20 protein-coding genes are annotated in these 19,000 nt (G+C 66.8%); 12 read left to right on the top strand and 8 right to left on the bottom strand.

The features are described from left to right. Positions 1 to 26: 26 nt before the first annotated feature. The 4 genes from ettA to ACE3QP_RS02545 all read left to right on the top strand — a co-directional run bounded on the left by ettA (position 27) and on the right by ACE3QP_RS02545 (position 4,389). A complete protein-coding gene (ettA, locus tag ACE3QP_RS02560; RefSeq protein ID WP_374433336.1) occupies positions 27 to 1,691 on the top strand; it encodes an energy-dependent translational throttle protein EttA in 1,665 nt (554 codons plus the stop codon). Positions 1,692 to 1,900: 209 nt separating this feature from the next. Beyond that, complete coding sequence (locus ACE3QP_RS02555) at positions 1,901 to 2,389, top strand: Spy/CpxP family protein refolding chaperone (RefSeq protein ID WP_374433334.1); 489 nt, start codon at positions 1,901 to 1,903, stop codon at positions 2,387 to 2,389. Then, positions 2,382 to 3,104, top strand: a complete 723-nt coding sequence (locus ACE3QP_RS02550; protein ID WP_198109414.1) for a response regulator — start codon at positions 2,382 to 2,384, stop codon at positions 3,102 to 3,104. Before ACE3QP_RS02555 ends, ACE3QP_RS02550 begins: the two co-directional genes overlap by 8 nt. Positions 3,105 to 3,111: 7 nt before the next feature. Then, positions 3,112 to 4,389 carry an ATP-binding protein gene (locus ACE3QP_RS02545; protein WP_374433332.1) on the top strand — a complete coding sequence of 426 codons (1,278 nt, stop codon included), beginning with the start codon at positions 3,112 to 3,114 and terminating at the stop codon, positions 4,387 to 4,389. Here the strand turns inward: ACE3QP_RS02545 and ACE3QP_RS02540 are convergent. Genes ACE3QP_RS02540 through trpS form a run of 3 tightly spaced genes read right to left on the bottom strand, consistent with a single transcriptional unit; the run spans position 4,370 to position 7,103 of the window. Further along, positions 4,370 to 5,716, bottom strand: a complete 1,347-nt coding sequence (locus ACE3QP_RS02540; protein WP_374433331.1) for an MATE family efflux transporter — start codon at positions 5,714 to 5,716, stop codon at positions 4,370 to 4,372. The genes ACE3QP_RS02545 and ACE3QP_RS02540 overlap by 20 nt on opposite strands. Continuing rightward, on the bottom strand, positions 5,713 to 6,129 hold the full coding sequence (locus ACE3QP_RS02535; RefSeq protein WP_374433329.1) for a DUF3717 domain-containing protein: 417 nt from the start codon (positions 6,127 to 6,129) through the stop codon (positions 5,713 to 5,715). The genes ACE3QP_RS02540 and ACE3QP_RS02535 overlap by 4 nt, the downstream gene beginning before the upstream one ends. Beyond that, entirely contained in the window at positions 6,126 to 7,103 is a 978-nt protein-coding gene (trpS, locus tag ACE3QP_RS02530) for a tryptophan--tRNA ligase (RefSeq protein ID WP_374433327.1), read from the bottom strand. Before trpS ends, ACE3QP_RS02535 begins: the two co-directional genes overlap by 4 nt. A gap of 68 nt (positions 7,104 to 7,171) precedes the next feature. On the opposite strand from trpS, the gene purN reads away from it, so the two are divergent. The 4 genes from purN (at position 7,172) to ACE3QP_RS02510 (ending at position 10,990) form a co-directional block, all read left to right on the top strand. Continuing rightward, positions 7,172 to 7,798, top strand: coding sequence for a phosphoribosylglycinamide formyltransferase (gene purN, locus ACE3QP_RS02525; RefSeq protein ID WP_374433325.1), 627 nt, complete (start codon positions 7,172 to 7,174; stop codon positions 7,796 to 7,798). Next, positions 7,798 to 9,048, top strand: coding sequence for an RsmB/NOP family class I SAM-dependent RNA methyltransferase (locus ACE3QP_RS02520; RefSeq protein ID WP_374433323.1), 1,251 nt, complete (start codon positions 7,798 to 7,800; stop codon positions 9,046 to 9,048). The genes purN and ACE3QP_RS02520 overlap by 1 nt, the downstream gene beginning before the upstream one ends. Positions 9,049 to 9,162: 114 nt before the next feature. Then, complete coding sequence (locus ACE3QP_RS02515; RefSeq protein WP_374433321.1) at positions 9,163 to 10,395, top strand: fatty acid desaturase; 1,233 nt, start codon at positions 9,163 to 9,165, stop codon at positions 10,393 to 10,395. A 127-nt stretch (positions 10,396 to 10,522) separates the two neighbouring features. After that, entirely contained in the window at positions 10,523 to 10,990 is a 468-nt protein-coding gene (locus ACE3QP_RS02510) for a DUF3016 domain-containing protein (RefSeq protein WP_374433320.1), read from the top strand. Positions 10,991 to 11,066: 76 nt separating this feature from the next. Here the strand turns inward: ACE3QP_RS02510 and rpmG are convergent, their stop codons facing one another. The 3 genes from rpmG to trxB all read right to left on the bottom strand — a co-directional run bounded on the left by rpmG (position 11,067) and on the right by trxB (position 12,639). Beyond that, positions 11,067 to 11,237, bottom strand: a complete 171-nt coding sequence (rpmG, locus tag ACE3QP_RS02505) for a 50S ribosomal protein L33 (protein ID WP_374256390.1) — start codon at positions 11,235 to 11,237, stop codon at positions 11,067 to 11,069. A gap of 19 nt (positions 11,238 to 11,256) precedes the next feature. Further along, on the bottom strand, positions 11,257 to 11,490 hold the full coding sequence (gene rpmB / locus ACE3QP_RS02500) for a 50S ribosomal protein L28 (protein ID WP_198109371.1): 234 nt from the start codon (positions 11,488 to 11,490) through the stop codon (positions 11,257 to 11,259). 204 nt (positions 11,491 to 11,694) lie between these two features. Next, entirely contained in the window at positions 11,695 to 12,639 is a 945-nt protein-coding gene (trxB, locus tag ACE3QP_RS02495) for a thioredoxin-disulfide reductase (protein WP_374433318.1), read from the bottom strand. A gap of 125 nt (positions 12,640 to 12,764) precedes the next feature. Here trxB and ACE3QP_RS02490 point away from each other — a divergent pair, with 125 nt between their 5' ends. From ACE3QP_RS02490 to ACE3QP_RS02475, 4 genes are all read left to right on the top strand, one after another. Further along, a complete protein-coding gene (locus tag ACE3QP_RS02490; protein ID WP_374433316.1) occupies positions 12,765 to 13,451 on the top strand; it encodes a Crp/Fnr family transcriptional regulator in 687 nt (228 codons plus the stop codon). Between the two features lie 80 nt (positions 13,452 to 13,531). Continuing rightward, positions 13,532 to 15,793, top strand: coding sequence for a DNA translocase FtsK (locus tag ACE3QP_RS02485; protein WP_374433314.1), 2,262 nt, complete (start codon positions 13,532 to 13,534; stop codon positions 15,791 to 15,793). After that, positions 15,793 to 16,407, top strand: coding sequence for an outer membrane lipoprotein chaperone LolA (gene lolA / locus ACE3QP_RS02480; RefSeq protein ID WP_374433312.1), 615 nt, complete (start codon positions 15,793 to 15,795; stop codon positions 16,405 to 16,407). The genes ACE3QP_RS02485 and lolA overlap by 1 nt, the downstream gene beginning before the upstream one ends. Continuing rightward, positions 16,404 to 17,684 carry a replication-associated recombination protein A gene (locus tag ACE3QP_RS02475; RefSeq protein ID WP_374433310.1) on the top strand — a complete coding sequence of 427 codons (1,281 nt, stop codon included), beginning with the start codon at positions 16,404 to 16,406 and terminating at the stop codon, positions 17,682 to 17,684. The genes lolA and ACE3QP_RS02475 overlap by 4 nt, the downstream gene beginning before the upstream one ends. Positions 17,685 to 17,686: 2 nt before the next feature. On the opposite strand, the gene ACE3QP_RS02470 is transcribed toward ACE3QP_RS02475, so the two are convergent. Together ACE3QP_RS02470 and ACE3QP_RS02465 are read right to left on the bottom strand one after the other, a co-directional pair. Then, positions 17,687 to 18,430, bottom strand: coding sequence for a 2-keto-4-pentenoate hydratase (locus ACE3QP_RS02470; protein WP_374433309.1), 744 nt, complete (start codon positions 18,428 to 18,430; stop codon positions 17,687 to 17,689). Further along, positions 18,427 to 18,891 carry an Lrp/AsnC family transcriptional regulator gene (locus tag ACE3QP_RS02465; RefSeq protein ID WP_198109364.1) on the bottom strand — a complete coding sequence of 155 codons (465 nt, stop codon included), beginning with the start codon at positions 18,889 to 18,891 and terminating at the stop codon, positions 18,427 to 18,429. Before ACE3QP_RS02465 ends, ACE3QP_RS02470 begins: the two co-directional genes overlap by 4 nt. Positions 18,892 to 19,000 lie beyond the last annotated feature (109 nt).

Here is a 19,000-nt window from a genome sequence, read left to right as displayed (position 1 = left end):
TTCTCTGATCGAAACGCAAGCACGCCATGGCTCAGTACGTCTTCACCATGAACCGGGTCACCAAGACGGTGCCCCCCAAGCGACAGATCCTCAAGGGCGTGTCGCTGTCCTTCTTCCCCGGCGCCAAGATCGGCGTGCTCGGCCTGAACGGCTCGGGCAAGTCCACGGTGCTGAAGATCATGGCCGGCATCGACAAGGAGTTCGAGGGCGAGGCCTACCCGATGCCGGGTATCAAGATCGGCTACCTGCCGCAGGAGCCCGAGCTGAACCCCGAGCAGACCGTGCGCGAGGCGGTGGAGGAAGGTGTGGGCGGCGTGGTGGCTGCGAAGAAGCGCCTGGACGAGGTCTACGCGGCCTATGCCGACGAGAACGCCGATTTCGACGCCCTGGCCGCTGAGCAGGCCGAGCTGGAAGCCATCATTTCCGCCAGCGGTGGCGAGAACACCGACCTGCAGCTGGAACTGGCCGCCGATGCCCTGCGCCTGCCGCCCTGGGACGCCAAGATCGGCCTGCTGTCCGGCGGCGAAAAGCGCCGCGTGGCCCTGTGCCGCCTGCTGCTGAGCAAGCCCGACATGCTGCTGCTGGACGAACCCACCAACCACTTGGATGCCGAGTCGGTCGAGTGGCTGGAGCAGTTCCTGCAGCGCTTCCCCGGCACCGTGGTGGCCGTTACCCACGATCGCTACTTCCTCGACAACGCCGCCGAGTGGATCCTGGAACTCGACCGTGGCCATGGCATTCCCTACAAGGGCAACTACACCGACTGGCTGGACCAGAAGGAAGCCCGCCTGGAGCAGGAGCAGCGCCAGGACGAGGCCCGCACCAAGGCCATGAAGGAAGAGCTGAAGTGGGTGCGTTCCAATGCCAAGGGCCGCCAGGCCAAGAGCAAGGCGCGCCTGGCCCGCTTCGAGGAGCTGAGCGACATCGACTACCAGCGCCGCAACGAGACCAACGAAATCTTCATCCCGGTGGCCGAGCGCCTGGGCAATGAGGTCATCGAGTTCAAGAACGTCACCAAGAGCTTTGGCGACCGTGTGCTGATCGACAACCTGAGCTTCAAGGTGCCGCCCGGCGCCATCGTCGGCATCATCGGCCCCAACGGCGCCGGCAAGTCGACGCTGTTCCGCATGATCCAGGGCAGCGAGACGCCGGACAGCGGCGAGGTGCAGATCGGCAAGACCGCCAAGCTGGCTTTCGTGGACCAGAGCCGCGCCAGCCTAGCGGCCGAGAAGACGGTCTGGGAAGACGTGTCCGGCGGTTTGGACAACATCATCGTCGGCAAGTTCATCATGCCCAGCCGCGCCTATCTGGGCCGTTTCAACTTCAAGGGCAATGACCAGCAGAAGCTGGTCGGCCAGCTCTCCGGCGGTGAACGTGGCCGTCTGCACCTGGCCAAGACCCTCGCCGAGGGCGGCAATGTGCTGATGCTCGACGAGCCCTCGAACGACCTGGACGTCGAAACCCTGCGCGCGCTGGAAGAGGCGCTGCTGGAGTTCGGCGGCTCGGCCATGGTGATCTCGCACGACCGCTGGTTCCTGGACCGCATCTGCACCCACATCCTGGCCTGCGAGGGCGAGAGCCACTGGGAGTTCTTCGACGGCAACTACACCGAGTACGAAGCCGACAAGAAGAAGCGCCTGGGCGAAGAGGGCGCGCGCCCGAAGCGCGTCCGCTTCAAGCCCATCGCCTGATCGCGCCCGCGCGCAAGCGCGGCGCGATCCTCAAGCGGCCGCCGTGGAACTGGCTTTGCCAGGCCACTGGCGGCGCCCCCTGGGGGGAGGCGGCCCCTTGGGCCGCTTCGGGGGGAGGGTGAGTCTGCAACGCATCTTTACTTTGGCGGCAAGGGGCTGAAACCCCCGGCGCAGACAGTGGCACCATCCCAGCCCGCTGGAGTGATGCCATGCAAAGCAGCCTGTCCCTGAAGTCCCTGGTCCTGGCCATTGGCCTGGTGTTGTCGGCCGCCGCGCCGGCCGTGTTTGCCATGCCCCATGGCGGCGGCCCCCGTGGCGGCATGCCCGGCATGGAGTTGATGCATGCGCTGGACGATGTCGGCGCCACCGACGCCCAGCGCCAGCAGATCCGCGAGATCTTCAAGTCCGCCCGCGAAGACCTGCGCAGCCAGCGCGAGCAGGGCCAGGCCCTGCACAAGCAGATGTTGCAGGCCTTCGGTGCCACCAACGTGGACGCCAATGCCGTTGAAGCCCTGCGCAAGCAGCAACTGGCCCTGCATGACGCGGCCAGCCAGCGCATGACCCGGGCCATGGTCGAAGCCGCCCGCGTGCTCAGCCCCGAGCAGCGTGCCAAGCTCACCGAACGGATGGGCAAGCGCATGGAGCGCATGCACGAGCGCATGCAGGAACGCAGCCGTGGCCACGACCGCAATGGTTGAAAACGGCCGCAGCGCCGGCCAGGTGCTGATCGTCGATGACGATGCGCGCCTGGCCGAGATGGTGCAGGGCTACCTGGGCACGGCCGGCTTTCGCGTCCAGGTGGCGCCCAACCTGACCCAGGCGCGCAGCCAGCTGGCCCTGCGCAGCGCGCTGCCTGATCTGCTGATCCTGGACCTGATGCTGCCCGACGGTGACGGCCTGGACTTCTGCCGCCAGCTGCGCAACGAGCCGCATCTGCGCGGCCTGCCGGTGCTGATGCTGTCGGCGCGCGGCGAACCGCTGGACCGGGTGCTTGGCCTGGAGCTGGGGGCCGACGACTATTTGCCGAAACCCTTCGAGCCGCGCGAGCTGCTGGCGCGCGTCAAGGCCCTGCTGCGGCGCGGCCAGCCGGCCCAGGCCGAGACCCTGCGCTTCGGCCGCCTGGAGATCGATCTGGGTGAGCGCGCCGCCCGTCTGGGCGGCCAGCCCTGCGACCTGACCAGCCACCAGTTCGAGCTGCTGCTGGTGATGGCCCGCAACGCCGGCCGCGTGATGAGCCGCGACCAGATCATGGACGCGCTCAAGGGCCATCCGCTGGAAGCCTTTGACCGCAGCATCGATGTGCACATCTCGCGCATCCGTGCCGCCATCGAGGACGACCCCAAGACCCCCAAGCGGGTGCTGACCGTACGCGGCGCCGGCTATGTGTTCGCGCGCAAGCAGGACGGGGATTGAACTCCCCTTGAAATCCCTCTACCTGCGCATCTACCTCACGGTCGTGGCCGTGCTGCTGGCCTTCGCGCTGATTGGCGGCTGGCTGGCGCATCGGCAGATCGAGCGCGAACGTGAGCAAGCCGAGCAGGCCCAGGACGAGCGCCTCCAGGCGATGGCCGATCTGCTCGAGCGCGCCCTGCCACCGGCGGATGCGCCCGCCTTCGAGCAGACCCATGCACTGCGCCGCTGGTCCCTGCAGCTGCGCATGCCGCTGGCACTCGAAAGCGCCACCGGGGAGCGCCTGGCGTCCACGCCACGCTTCGAGCGCCGCCAGGAGCTCGGCGAAGGCAATCCCCCCAAGGTGCTGACCCTGAGCGACGGCCGGCGGCTGCTGGTGCTGCGCCCCTGGCGCCCGCGTGCGGGCCTGCCGCCCGTCCTCGGCCCCTTCCTGGAGCGTGCGCATGTGCTGGGCCTGCTGTTCGTGCTGCTCTTCATCGGTGTGGCCCTGGGGGCCTACCCCGTGGTGCGCCGGCTGACGCGGCGGCTGGAAACCCTGAAGCGCGGCGTCGAGCGTTTCGGCGCGGGCGAGTTGCAGCACCGCGTGGCAGTGGACGGCAAGGACGAAGTGGCCGCGCTGGCGCAAAGCTTCAATCAGAGCGCCGAGCGGGTCAGTGCCCTGGTACGCGCGCACCAGAGCCTGGTGGCAAACGCCAGCCACGAACTGCGATCGCCGCTGGCGCGGCTCAAGATGGCATTGGCGCTGCGCGACGAGACCGGCCCGAACCCGCGCCTGGACCAGGAGGTGGCGCGCAATCTGGCCGAGCTGGATGGCCTGATCGAGGAGCTGCTCATGTCGGCCCGGCTCGAAGCCAGTGCCCCGCAGCGCCAGCGGGTGGATCTGCTGGGCCTGGCGGCCGAGGAATGCGCGCAGGCCGGCCTGGCGCTGGAAAGCGACCTGCTCGAGGCGGCGGTGCAGGGTGAAGAGCGCCTGCTGCGGCGCGCCCTGCGCAATCTGCTGGAGAACGCCAAGCGCTATGGCGGGAGCGAGCAGGATCTGGAGCTCTGCCGCCGCGGCGCCTGGCTGGATGTGCGAGTGCGCGACCGCGGCCCGGGCGTCCCGCCCGAGCTGGCCGAGCGCATCTTCGAGCCCTTCTTCCGCCTGCCGGGGCATGCCGAAGTGGCCGGTGGCGTGGGGCTGGGCCTGGCCCTGGTGCGCCAGATCGCCCTGGCGCACCAGGGCAGCGTGCGCTGTGAGCCGCGCCCGGGCGGCGGCTCTGTCTTCGTGCTCAGCCTGCCTGCGGCCTGAGCAGGCCGCGCTCGACCCACAGCTGCAGGGCCGCGAGCAGCGCCCCCGCGAGCAGCAGCCCGAAGGTCGCGCTCCACCAGAAGCCCAGCGCCCCGGCACCACCAAACGCCAGGTGGTAGCCCCCGCCAATGCCCACGCCCCACAGCGCGATCACATAGAACACCATCGGCAGGGTGGCCACATGGTGGGCGCGCAGCACCCCGGCGGCCACGGTCTGCACCGCATCGCCCATGTGAAAGAACCACACCCACACCAACAGGGGGATGGCCGCGGCCGCGGCCGTGGCGTCGCTGGTGTACAGATTCACCACGGGCTCGCGCAGCAGCGCCAGTGCGCCGCCCATCAACGCAGCGATCAGCAGGCCCCAGATCAACGCATGCCGCCCCAGGCGCTGCGCGTCGCGCATCTGCTGTGCGCCGAGCGCCTGCGCCACCAGCGTCGTGGCCGCGCTGGCCAGCGCCATAGGCAGCATGAACATCATGCTGACGAGGTTGACCGCGATCTGGTGGCCAGCCACAGCCGTCGCACCTAGGCGGGCGATGAAGAAGGCCATGAAGGTGAAGCCCGTCACCTCCACCAGGATCGAGCCGCCCATCGGCACGCCCAGGCGCAGCAGGTTCTTCAGGGCGGCCGCATGGGGGCGGCTGTCGCGCCAGCGGCTCAGGCGGAAGGGCGCGTAGAAGGTGTCACGCTTCAGGATTTCGCGTGCCACCAGCCATTGCAGCAGCATCACCGTGGCGGTGGCCCAGCCGCAGCCGGCCGGCCCGAGGCTCGGCACCGGCCCTGCGCCAAACACCAGCAAGGCCGTCAAGGGCACCTTGAGCAGCAGCCCGCCCAGCTGCAGCACCATCACTGCCTTGGGCCGCGACACCGCGGTGTTGAAGCCACGGTAGGCGGTGAACAGCAGGGCCGGCACCAGGGCAATGGCCATCGGTCGCAGGTAAGCACGTACGGCGTCAGCGACCGCCGGCTCTAGCGCCGCCAGACGGATGAAGGGCTCGGGCCAGGCCAGCAAGGCCATGCCGGGCATGGCCAGGAGCAAGGCCAGCCACTGCGCCTGCAGGTACTGCGCGCCGGCGGCCGGCAGGTTCTGCGCGCCGAACTGCCGGCCGGCTAGCGGCCCCACCGCCAAAACCACGCCCATCAGACCCACGAAGATGGTGACGTAGGCCGCCGAGCCGACCGCCAGCGCCGCCAGGGCCTGGCTGCCCAGGCGCCCGAGCATCAGGGTGTCCACGGTGTTGAAGGCCAGCACCGCGAGCTGACCGACGAAGACCGGCCAGGCCAGGGGCGCGAGCTGGCGGCCGCTGTGCAGAAAGCCGCTCAAGCCGAGGGCTCCTGGGCCCGCTCGGCATAGCGGTTGAATCGCCAGGCCGTGCCTTCATGCTGGATGCGGCGCCACACCACGCGTTTCTCGAGCGGATTCAGCTGGGGCCAATCCCGCACCTCGGCAAAGCTGCGGCCGCAACCCTTGCAGATGGGGTCGCCCTGGGCAGTGGAGCAGATGGCGATGCAGGGTGAGTCCGGCGTGCTGGCGTACCACGTCATGAAGGCCTCCCGGGCGCGTGCCGAGAGGCGTTCGGGATCCCACTCCAGGTCGTGGAAATAGACCATCAGCGCATAGACCTCGGCCAGGGCGCGCACCTCGGCGCAGGCCGAGATGCCATCGGGCGAGGGCTGGCGCTCGCGCCACCAGTTGATGGCGGCTTCCAGATCAGTGATGTGCAAACGCGCATTCACGGTGTGGCCAGCCCCAGACAGTCGCGCACCTCACGCAGGGTCTTGCGGGCCAGGGCGCGGGCCCGCTCCGTGCCCACTTCCACCAGCCAGTGCACCTGCTTGGGCTCGGCCAGATGCTGCTCGGCGCGCTCGCGCCAAGTGGCTTGTTGCGGCAGCAGATGGTCCAGCAGGGCGTGTTTGCAGTCCACGCAGCCGGTTCGGGCTGCGCGGCAGTCGGCCGCCAGCTGTTCTTGCTGCGCTTGCGGGCTGACAGCCTGGTGCAGGGGCCATACCGGGCAGCGCGTGGGCTCGCCGCAGTCGTGGCGGTGCACTCGCTGGGGATCGGTGGGCATGCGCAGCAGCTTGGTGCGGGTGCTTTCGGCGTCTTCGCGCATGCCGATGGTGTTCGCGAAGCCCTTGCTCATCTTGCGACCGTCCAGCCCGGGCAGGCGCGGGGCGTCACTGAGCACCGCCTGCGGTTCGGGAAAGACCGTGCGCCCGGCCAGATGGTTGAAGCGCCGTGCCAGCTCGCGGCAGAGTTCCAGATGGGCGGCCTGATCCTGCCCCACGGGGACCAGCTCGGCCTTGTAGGCCAGGATGTCAGCCGCCTGCAGCAGCGGGTAGCCCAGGCGGCCAAAGCTGGGGTGCTGGTCGGCGATCTCGCGGAAACCCGGCACCCGCTCCAACCACGACAGCGGCGTCACCATCGCCAGCAAGGTGAACAGCTCGGCATGCTCGGCCATGCGGCTCTGGATGAAGAGCGTGGCGCGCTGCGGGTCGATGCCGGCGGCCAGCCAGTCCACGACCATGTCGTATACCGCCTCTTCGCGCACCGCGCCGCTGCCATCGGTCAGCGCATGCCAGTCGGCGACAAAAAACAGGCAGTCATGGTCCTGCTGCAAGGCCAGCCAGGTCTTCAGCACGCCGTGGTAATGGCCAAGATGCAAGGCGCCGGTAGGGCGCATGCCGGAGACGACGCGGGCAGCAGAAGACATGGAAGAGGGCGCGTGAGGGGAGGCGATTCTAGGGAGCAACCCAGGGGCGCCACCTACACTGCCGCCCCATGAAGAATGTGGTCATCCTGATCTCCGGACGGGGCTCCAACATGGAAGCCATCGTCCACACCGCGCAGCGCGAGCGTTGGAGCGCGCGCATTGCCGCGGTCATCAGCAACCGGCCCGATGCCGCGGGCCTGAAGTTCGCGCAGGCCCAAGGCATTGCCACGGCGGTGGTGGATCACAAGGCGTTCGAGACCCGCGAGGCCTTTGACGCCGAGCTGATGCAGGCGATCGATGCGCACGACCCAGCCGTCGTGGTGCTGGCCGGTTTCATGCGCATCCTCACGCCCAGCTTCACGGCGCACTATGCCGGCCGGATGCTGAACATTCATCCCTCGCTGCTGCCGTCCTTTCCAGGTCTGCACACCCACCAGCGGGCGCTGGAGGCGGGCTGCCAGTTGGCCGGTGCCACGGTGCACGGGGTGACGGCGGAGCTGGACCATGGTCCGATCCTGGCGCAAGCCCTGGTGCCGGTGCTGCCCGGGGACGACGCCGATCGGCTGTCCGCCCGGGTGCTGGCCCTGGAGCACCAGATGTACCCGCGCGCACTGCGCTGGTTTCTGAATGACGAACTGGAGTTCGATGGCAACCGTGTGCGCCATCGGATGGGTGAGTCGCAACTGTTTAGCTGATGCATCCCAAACCCCTGCTTCAATTGGCCGCGCAGCTCGTGCAGCGCGTGCTCAAGCTCGACCAGCCGGCCGATGTCCTGGTCTCCGCCTTCTTTCGCGACCACCGCGAGCTGGGTTCGCGCGAGCGCCATGCGCTGGCCGAAACCACCTACGCCCTGCTGCGGCGCCGCCTGCTCTGGCAGCACCTGGCGCAATCCGGCAGCGGCCCGATGGAGCGCCGCCTGGTGCTGCTGGCCTGGGCCGGCGAGCCCCGCGTGCTGGAAGCTGGCACCGAAGTGCACGAGCGTGATTGGTTGGCTGCGCGCCGGCAGATCGACCTGGACAGCCTGGCTCCCAAGCTGCGCCACAACCTGCCTGACTGGATTGCTGACGCGCTGCACAAACAGTTGCCGCCAGAGGAATTCGAGCGTCTGGCCACCAGCCTGCTGGAAGGTGCGCCGCTGGACCTGCGCGTCAACACCCTGAAGGCCAAGCGCGATGCCGTGCTCGCTGAGTTGCAGGAATTTGGCGTCCAACCCACGCCCTATTCGCCCTGGGGCATCCGGCTGCAAGGCAAACCGAGCCTGAACCAATGGCCGCTGTTCAAGGACGGCAGCATCGAGGTCCAGGACGAAGGCAGTCAATTGCTGGCCCTCTTGCTGGACGCCAAGCGCGGCGAGATGGTGGCCGATTTCTGCGCCGGCGCCGGCGGCAAGACCCTGGCCCTGGGCGCCGCCATGCGCAATACCGGCCGGCTCTATGCCTTCGACATCTCCGGGCACCGGCTCGACAACCTGCGCCCCCGTCTGGCACGCAGCGGGCTCTCCAACGTCTACCCGATCCAGATCGCCCATGAACGCGATGAACGCATCAAGCGCCTGAGCGGCAAGCTGGATCGGGTCCTGGTGGATGCGCCCTGCTCGGGCCTGGGCACCCTGCGTCGCAATCCTGACATGAAGTGGCGTCAGTCACCTCAGGCCGTGGCCGAGTTGGTGCCGCGCCAATTGGCCATCCTGCAGTCGGCCGCGCGCCTGCTCAAGCCTGGCGGGCGCTTGGTGTATGCCACCTGCAGCCTGCTGGAAGCCGAGAACGAGGGCGTGGCGGCAGCGTTCGAGGCGCAGAACCCGGGATTCGCCAAACTGGATGCCGCCGAATTGCTCGCGGGCCAGGTGCCGCGGGCGACCGAACTGGTGCACAACGGACAGTTGCGCCTGTGGCCGCACCGTCATCACTGCGATGGCTTCTTTGCCGCGGCCTGGCAGCGGACGTGACTTGCGCACGAACAGGTTTGACGGGGGTCAATGCTGCGGTGCAGCGAACTGGAGCCTGCCCCCTAAAATCGCGGCTTCCTTGATTTGGCGCTGCCCCCGGGCGGTGTGATCGACATGAATGCATGGACGGCGGCTTTTGACGCCTTTGCGACCTGGGCCGGCCAAGGCCTCGCGGATGCCAGTTTCTGGACCATCCTGGCCTACGTGCTGGTCACCACGCACATCACCATCGTCAGCGTCACGCTGTACCTGCATCGCTCGCAAGCGCACCGGTCCGTCGACATGCACCCGGCGGTGGCGCACTTCTTCCGTTTCTGGCTCTGGCTCAACACCGGCATGGTCACCAAGGAATGGGTGGCGATTCACCGCAAACACCACGCCAAGTGCGAGACGGAGGAAGACCCGCACAGTCCGCAGACCCGCGGCCTCAAGGCCTTGCTCCTGACTGGGGTGGAGCTCTATCGCGCTGAAGCCAAGAACGCTGAAACGCTGAGCAAGTATGGCCATGGCACGCCGGATGACTGGATGGAGCGCCAGGTGTACCAGCGCCTGGGTATCCATGGCGTCGCTGCGCTGCTGATCTTCAACGTGCTGATGTTCGGCGGCTGGGGCGCCACCATCTGGGCCATTCAGATGCTGTGGATTCCGCTTTGGGCTACCGGCGTCATCAACGGCATCGGCCACTACTGGGGCTATCGCAATTTCGAGGCGCCGGACGCGTCGACCAACGTGTCGCCAATCGGCTTCATCGTGGGTGGCGAAGAGCTGCACAACAACCACCACACCTTCCCGACTTCGGCCAAGTTTTCCGTCAAGAAGTACGAGTTTGACATTGGCTGGGGTTACATCCGCCTGCTGCAATTCTTTGGTCTGGCGCAGCCGCGCAAGGTGCCGCCGCAACTGGTGGAAGGCGCGATTCATCCGGCCGACCGCCAGACCCTCGAGGCCGTGATCGCCAATCGCTACGAAGTGATGGCCCGCTTTGGTCGTGCCATGAAGGCGGCCTGCCGACAGGAGCTGGATCGCCTGAAGGCCGAGGGCGCTCGCCACAGTGCGCGCTGGAGCGAGCTGAAGCTGGCCAAGCGCTGGCTGCCGCGTGATGCCGATCGCATTCCGGCTGAACTGGGCGCCAAGCTGGCCGCGGTTCGTGCGGCGAATCCGGTTCTGGACCAATGGCTGACCATGCGCGAAGAACTGCGCCAGCTGTGGACGCGCACCAATGTGTCCGCCGAGCAGCTGGTCAAGGATCTGCAAGCCTGGTGCGCGCGTGCGGAAGCCAGCGGCATCGAAGAACTGAAGGCCCTGTCCATGCGCCTGCGGGCCTCGCGTCTGCCCAGTGCAGCCTGAGTTGCTGCAAAGTCCTGTAAACGACGGGCCCTCTGGGCCCGTTTTGCTTGGGTCGCCCGGCTCGGCTTCTTATACTGGTTTTGCCGATGTCCTGAAGGGGCGGGTGCGGAACGATTTGGAGGCCATCATGCGTACAGTTGCAATGGCGGTTGCGCTTTGGGCGGCGGCCGGTGCTCAGGCTGGAACGGTCCAGGTGCAGTACGCCGACACCAGCAAGTTTGCGGATTTCGGCGAGACGAATTGGGACCGCGAGCGACACCAGAAGGAATTGACGCAATTCCTGCAATCCTGGGGCAAGCGCATTGGGCCGAATCAGGAGCTTGTGATTGAGGTCCGTGACGTGAACCTGGCTGGCGAGCTGGAGTGGTTGCGGGGCTATGCCCAGCGACTTCGTGTGATGCGCTCGGTCACGCTGCCGTTCATTGATTTCAATGTGGAGCTGAAAGAGGGTGGTCAGCTGCTACGCAAGGAGCATGTCGAGCTGCGTGATTTCAGCTACCTCAACGGCTCCGAACTGCGCTGGCGCGGCGAGGCCCTGGCGCACGAGAAGACCATGCTGGACCGTTGGTTCACGAGGCAGTTTCTGAAGCCCTGAAGGAACGAGCGACGGCAATAAAAAAGCCCGCCGATGGCGGGCTTTTCTTGTCAGGAGTGGCAGGCTCCTGGCTTGCTCACTTCAGCTTGATCTCTTTGTAGAGAACGTGCTTGCGAGCCTTCGGGTCGAACTTCATGAATTCCAGCTTTTCAGGCGTGGTCTTCTTGTTCTTGGCCGTGGTGTAGAAGTGGCCGGTGCCCGCAGTGGACTCCAGCTTGATTTTTTCGCGTCCGCCTTTAGCAGCCATGGTGTCGCTCCTTCAGTGATTAGGCTTGACCGTGGGCACGCAGATCGGCCAACACGGCGTCAATGCCCTTCTTGTCGATCAGGCGCAGGCCAGCGTTGCTGATGCGCAGGCGCACCCAGCGGTTTTCGCTCTCGACCCAGAAACGACGGTAGTGCAGGTTCGGCAGGAACCGGCGCTTGGTTTTGTTGTTGGCGTGGGAAACATTGTTCCCGACCATGGGCTTCTTGCCCGTGACTTCGCAGACGCGTGCCATGAGGACACTCCGTTTCTACAGCGACCACGCGGGAGAGCAGACTCTCAAGGTGGCGGCTTCACCTCGCCAAGCGTACTTCGTACTCGGGTGGCGGTAACCCGTCCCTTCAGGGCAGCCACGTGCTGACGAGGTCAGCAACAAGCTACTTCCGGAAAAGCCGGCGAGTATAGCCGACGTGGCAGCTTTTCCGCCGCACCTCAAAACTTAGGCGCTCTGCTCCAAGAAGCGCTGGGCGTCAAGCGCCGCCATGCAGCCGGTTCCGGCGCTCGTGATGGCCTGGCGGTAGACATGGTCCTGCACGTCACCGGCGGCGAATACGCCCGGCACGCTGGTCATGGTTGCAAAGCCGTCCAGGCCGGAGCGAGTGCGGATGTAGCCATCCTTCATCTCGATCTGACCCGCAAAGATGCCGGTGTTGGGCTGATGGCCGATGGCGATGAAGCAGCCATGCAGCTTGAGCTCTTGCGTTTCGTCCGTCTGCGTGGACTTCAGACGCACGCCCGTCACGCCGCTGCTGTCGCCCAGCACCTCGTCCAGGGTCTGGAAGGTGTGCAGCACGATCTTGCCGGCGCTGACTTTCTCCATTAGCTTGTCTACCAGGATCGGCTCGGCGCGGAATTTGTCGCGACGATGGATCAGATGGACCGTGTTGGCGATGTTCGAAAGGTAGAGCGCTTCTTCAACCGCCGTGTTCCCCCCGCCCACGACGCACACGTCCTGGCCCCGGTAGAAGAAACCGTCGCAAGTGGCGCAGGCGCTGACGCCGCGGCCCGAGAAGGCCTCCTCAGACGGAAGGCCAAGGTACTTGGCCGAGGCGCCGGTGGCAATGATCAAGGCATCGCATGTGTAGCTGCCGCTGTCGCCGGTCAGCGTGAAGGGGCGTTGGCTGAAGTCGACCGTGTTGATGTGATCGAACACGATCTCGGTCTTGAAGCGCTCGGCATGCTGTTGAAACCGCTGCATCAGCTCGGGGCCCTGGACACCCATCACATCGGCCGGCCAGTTGTCCACCTCGGTGGTCGTCATCAGCTGACCGCCCTGGGCCATGCCGGTGATCAGCACTGGATTCAGGTTGGCGCGCGCGGCGTAGATGGCGGCGGTGTAACCGGCTGGGCCGGAGCCCAGAATGATGAGGCGGTGATGGGGCATGCTGATGGGGCTTCGGCTGGACTCTGGGCAGGGTTGCACCGGGGCAAGCCGCGCGGGGCGCTGGGGAAGAATGGGTTCATTCTAGGAGCCGGGTCCATAGCCGGCTTTCATCAAGGAGATTGCGCATGGCCATGCTGTCCAACCTCGATCTGATCCGGCGCGTGCGCCTGTTTTCGATGCTGACGCCCGAGCAGGCGCAGTCCATCGCGGACAGCGTCAGCAAGCGCCGCTTCAAGCGGGGCGAAGTGGTGGTGGAGCAGGGTACCCATAGCAACTCGCTCTACATCTTGCTCAATGGCCGGGCCCGGGTGTTGACGGCCGACCGCCGCGGGCGCGAGGTCATCATGGCGGTGCTGGAGGCTGGCGACCATGTGGGCGAAATGAGTCTGATCGACGGCGAGTCGGCCTCGGCCACCGTCCGCTGCGAGCAGCCCACCGACATGCTGGTGCTGGGCCGCGCCGAATTCGCCCGCTGCCTGCCTGACCCGAACAGCCTGGCCTACGGCATCTTGCGTGCGCTGGTGGCCCGGTTGCGCAATGCCGACCGCCAGATCGAGTCTCTGGCGCTGCTCGATGTCTACGGTCGCGTGGCACGCACCTTGTTGGACATGGCGGAAGACGAGGATGGCCTGAAGATCATCCGCGGTCGGGTGTCGCGGCAGGACATGGCGAAGGTGGTCGGTGCCTCGCGTGAAATGGTCAGCCGGGTGATGAAGGATCTCGAGGAGCGCGGCCAGATCGAGACCCTGCAGGATGGCTCGGTGGTGCTCAAGCAGATCGATACCGGCCAGAGTGAGGAAGCCGAGGAGTAGCTCGGCCCTGGGCCAGAATTCGGCCCATGACTTGGTTCCCTCCGTCGGCACCCACTTCTCAGGGTGCGACCCAGCGCTGGATGCGCACGCCCATCTGGTTGCTTCTGACTGCTCTGCTCTGGGCCCTGTTGGTGCTGGCCCTGGCGAGCCATGACGCGCAGGACAGCGCTTACTCCATTGCCACCGAACGCAGCCTGCCGGCCAATCGGCTGGGGGTGCTGGGGGCCTGGTTGTCCGATGGCCTGCTCTTCGCCTTCGGGTTTTCGGCCTGGTGGCTGGTGCTGGTGTTGGCGCGGCACTGGCTGGGCGGCTTGGCTGCCCTGTGGCGCGAGCGCCCGCAAGTGGAACCGAACCCAGGTCCGCTGTGGCGCGTCTGGCTCGGCGTCGGCCTGCTGATTCTGTCCAGCTGCGTGCTGGAGTGGACGCGGCTCTATGCCCTTGAGGCGCGCCTGCCCGGTCATGCGGGTGGCGTGCTCGGCTATGCCATGGGGCCTTTGGCCATGCAGTTGCTAGGCTTTGCGGGCTCCGGGCTGGCTGGCATCGTGCTGCTGCTGCTGGGCCTGGCCTGGGCGCTGGATTTCTCTTGGCTTCAATTGGCGGAGCGAATTGGTCGTCAGCTGGAGGCCCTCCAGGAGCGCCGCCGCACGGTGCGCGAGCAGCAGGAAGACCGCCGCTTGGGCGAGCAAGCCAAGGTCGAGCGGGAGGTCGAGGTTCAGGTTGCGAAGGTGGAGCAGCGCGAGCAGGAGCTGGTGCATGAGCCGCTGTTCATCGAACCCGAGGTGGTTGAGTTGCCACCGTCCACCCGTGTGGCAGCCGAGCGTCAGCAGCCCTTGTTCCAGGAACTGTCGACCACGCGATTGCCGCAGATCGATCTGCTGGACGCACCTCCGCCCCGCGTGGAGACGGTGACGCCGGAATCGCTGGAGATGACCAGCCGCCTGATCGAGAAGAAGCTGCGCGATTTTGGCGTCGAGGTGCATGTGATCGCCGCCTACCCCGGCCCGGTGATTACGCGTTACGAGATCGAACCGGCCACCGGGGTCAAGGGCTCGCAGGTGGTGAACCTGGCCAAGGACCTTGCGCGCTCCCTGAGCCTGACCTCGATCCGCGTCGTCGAAACCATCCCGGGCAAGAACTGCATGGCGCTGGAGCTGCCCAATGCGCGCCGGCAGACCATCCGCCTGTGCGAGATCCTGGGCTCGCAGGTCTATCACGATGCCGCGTCGATGCTGACGATGGCGCTGGGCAAGGACATCGTGGGCGCGCCCGTGGTGGCCGACCTGGCCAAGATGCCGCACTGCCTGGTGGCCGGTACCACCGGCTCGGGCAAATCGGTCGGCATCAACGCCATGATCCTGAGCCTGCTCTACAAGGCCGAGGCGCGCGACGTGCGCCTGATCATGATCGACCCCAAGATGCTGGAAATGAGCGTCTACGAGGGCATTCCGCACCTGCTCTGCCCGGTCGTCACCGACATGAAGCAGGCCGGCAACGCGCTCAACTGGTGTGTGGGCGAGATGGAGCGCCGCTACAAGCTGATGAGCAAGCTGGGCGTGCGCAACCTGGCGGGCTATAACAAAAAAATCGCCGAGGCCACGGCCAAGGAACAGAGCATCCCCAACCCTTTCAGCCTGACGCCCGAGGCACCGGAGCCGCTCGATCGCCTGCCGCACATCGTCGTCGTCATCGACGAGTTGGCGGACCTGATGATGGTGGTGGGCAAGAAGATCGAAGAGCTGATTGCACGCCTGGCGCAGAAGGCGCGGGCGGCGGGCATCCACCTGATCCTGGCCACGCAACGTCCCTCAGTGGATGTGATCACCGGCCTGATCAAGGCCAATATCCCGACACGTTTGAGCTTCCAGGTCAGTTCCAAGATCGACTCGCGCACCATCCTCGATCAAATGGGCGCCGAGGCCCTGCTGGGCATGGGCGACATGCTCTACATGGCCAGCGGCACCGGCCTGCCGGTGCGTGTGCATGGCGCCTTTGTCAGCGACGAGGAAGTGCACCGCGTTGTCGAGTACCTGAAGGAGCAGGGTGGCGAGCCCAACTACATCGAGGGCATCCTGGAGGGCGGCACCTTGGAGGGCGAGGGCGGCGACGTGCTGCCGGGTGGCGGAGGCAACAGCGACGGTGAGAGCGACCCGATGTACGACCAGGCCGTGGCCGTGGTGCTGGAGCACAAGCGGGCCTCGATCTCGCTGGTGCAACGGCATCTGCGCATTGGCTACAACCGCGCCGCCCGCCTGCTGGAGCAGATGGAGAAGTCCGGCCTGGTCTCGGCCATGGCCACCAATGGCAATCGCGACATCGTCGTGCCGCGCCGCAACGAGGAATGATGAAGTTCAAGACGCTGATCGCCGGTGTTTGGCTGCTAGCCGCCGCTGCGGCCCAGGCCGCTGGCCTGGAGCAGTTGCTACGGTTCCAGAAGGAGATCCAGAGCGCGCGGGTGCAGTTCGTGCAGACCGTGAGCTCGCCCGACGGCAAGAAGCAGAAGCACAACAAGGGCCAGTTCGAGTTCCAACGCCCCAACCGCTTTCGCTTTGACTACGCCGCCCCGCAGAACCAGGTGCTGATCGGTGACGGCAAGAAGGTCTGGATGGTCGATCCGGACCTGAACCAGGCCAGCAGCCGCCCGCTGGATGCGGTGCTTTCCAGCACCCCGGTGGCTCTGCTGGCCGGTGCCTCTCTGGGCGACGCATTCCAGCTCAAGGACGACGGCGAGCAGGGCGACATCGCCTGGGTGGCGGCCACGCCCAAGCAGGCGGATCAAGGCATCCAGAGCCTGCGCATCGGCTTGAAGGGCCGTGAGCTCGCGGCACTTGAGATCGTCGATGGCCTGGGCCAGCGCTCGCGTCTGCTCTTCAGTGGCTTTGAGGCCAATGCCAAGCTGGATGCCGAGCGCCTGCGCTTCACGCCGGCGCCGGGCATGGACGTGATCGACGGCAAGTGAGCGCTTCCGGCGACCTGTTTGCCGCCGGTACGCCGGCCCCGCTGGCCGAGCGCCTGCGGCCTCGGCGGGTGGACGAGGTGGTGGGCCAGCAGCACCTGCTCGGGCCGGGCAAGGTGCTGAGCGTGGCCGTGGAGCGCAAGCAGCTGCACTCGATGATCCTGTGGGGGCCGCCGGGTGTGGGCAAGACCACCCTGGCGCGTCTGCTGGCCGAATCCAGCGGCTTGCCCTTCATCGCCATCAGTGCAGTGCTGGGTGGCGTCAAGGACATCCGAGAGGCGGTGGAACAGGCTCGCATCCAGGGTCAGGCGGTGGTCTTTGTCGACGAGGTGCATCGCTTCAACAAGGCCCAGCAGGACGCCTTCCTGCCCCATGTCGAGTCGGGCCTGTTCGTGTTCATCGGCGCCACCACTGAGAACCCGAGCTTCGAAGTCAATGCGGCCTTGCTTTCGCGCGCCCGGGTGCATGTGCTGCAGAGCTTGAGCGAGGACGAGCAGCGCCAACTGCTGGTGCGTGGCGCGCAGGCCATGGGGGTGGTGCTGGACGGGCCGAGCGGCGATGCCCTGCTGGCCTGGGCTGATGGGGACGCCCGGCGGCTGCTGAACGCCGTCGAGGCAGTGGCCCAGGGGGGCGAACCCATCACGCCCGAGCTCGTGCTGCAGGTGCTGGGCAGCCGGCAACGCCGCTTCGACAAGGGCGGCGACAGCTTCTACGACCAGCTCTCGGCCTTCCACAAGTCGGTGCGCGGGTCGGATCCCGATGCGGCCATCTACTGGCTGGTGCGCATGCTCGATGGTGGCGCTGACGGCAAGGTGCTGAGCCGGCGCATGCTGGCCATCGCGGCGGAAGACGTGGGCTTGGCCGACCCGCGGGCCTTGCAGCTCAGCGTGGCTGCAGCCGAAACCTTCGAGCGCCTGGGTTCGCCCGAAGGCGAGCTGGCGCTGGCGGAGGCGGCGCTCTATCTGGCCGTGGCCCCCAAGTCCAATGCCGGCTACCTGGCGCTGAAGGCGGCGCGCGCACTCGTCGAGGCCGATGGGGCGCGGCCCGTGCCTCTGCACTTGCGCAATGCCCCGACGAAGCTGATGAAGCAGCTGGGTGCCGGCGCCGAGTACCGCTATGCCCATGACGAGCCGGATGCCTTCGCAGCCGGCCAACGCTACCTGCCCGAGGGCTTGGAGGCAGAGCGCTTCTACGAGCCGAACGAGCGTGGCCTGGAGGCCAAGATCGCCGAGAAGCTCAGGCGTCTGCGCGAGGCCAATGCCCAGGCGAGGGAGGGCTGAGATCAGTCCTGGGTGAGTGACAGCTGGCATTCGCCCAGGCCGTCAATGCGGGCCATCAAGGTCTCGCCGGCCTGCAAGGGCAGGGCGGGGGCGAGGGCACCGGTCGTGATCAGCTCGCCGGCAAGCAGGGCGGGTGCGCCCTGTTCGGCCAGCAGGGCCATGAGCTCTGCCAGGGCCGTCAACGGGCTGCCGAAGACGAGGGCGCTGCCGCCGCGGCTCTGACGGGTGCCGACCTGCAATTCGGCCTGCAGCTCGCGCAGCAAGGCCGGGTCCGGCGCCCGCCAGGGGCCAACGCGCAGGCCCGCATGCACGCCGCCGGCCGCCACTGAATCGGCAACCGAAATCTGCCAGCTGGGGTAGGGCCGGTCGACGATTTCCAGCCCGAGGGCCATGGCATCGACGCAGTAGGGTAGGTCCGCCGCGCTGCGCGGGGTGTCCCGCAGGCGCAGCACACACTCAAGCTCGATCTTGGGCTCTCTCCAGCCGGCCACGCTCAGGCGCTCGCCCAGCGGTGCCGTGCTGGCCGCGTAGAGCCAGCCCCAACTCGGACCCGCAATGCCCTGGTTGGCCCAGTTGGCACGGTTGGTGTGGCCGATCTTGCGGCCGACGGCGCGCTCGCCGCGGGCCAGACGCAACTGGTGCCGGCGCGCGGCGACCTGATAGGCCTGCTTCAGGCTCAGCTCTGGCCAAGGATTCACGAGCTCGCCTGTTTGCAGGGCGGCGGCGTAGGCATCGATCGGATTCATAGCGGATAAGCCCGCAGCGGGATGACGGCGCGCATGGCAAACGCCGTGCGCAGGCGCGCCACATGGGGCAGGGCGCTGATGCTGTGGCGATGCACGCGCTCGTAGTCCGCCATATCGGCCACGGCCACGCGCAGCAGGTAGTCGAAGTCGCCGCTCATCAGATGACACTCCAGCACCGCCGGGCAGGCGGCCACGGCACGCTCGAAGGCGTCCAGCGCCGGGCTGCCCTGGCCGGAGAGCGTGACCTCGATGAACACCGTCATCGAGCGCCCGATGGCTTCCGGGCTGAGCAGGGCGCGATAGCCGTGGATGGTGCCGCTCTGCTCCAGGCGCTGCAGGCGCCGCAGGCAGGCCGAAGGGCTGAGCGCAACCTGCTCAGCCAGTTGGGCATTGCTGAGCCGCCCGTCCTCTTGTAGTAGACGCAAGAGTTCACGGTCTATTCGGTCTAATTCGATTTCCATGCGGCGCAGTTTCAGTGAGTTTTCGAATGAAGTTGCGTGAACCTAGGGTTTTCTAGGGTTGTGAACGCGATCTTCTGCGGGCGCAGGCGGCCGACGATGAAGCTCTTTG

This window comes from Inhella sp. (assembly GCF_041912635.1).
Taxonomy (GTDB): Bacteria; Pseudomonadota; Gammaproteobacteria; order Burkholderiales; family Burkholderiaceae_C; genus Inhella.
Note: the sequence above shows the minus strand (reverse complement) of the source record. Positions and strands in the feature narration are given on the sequence as shown.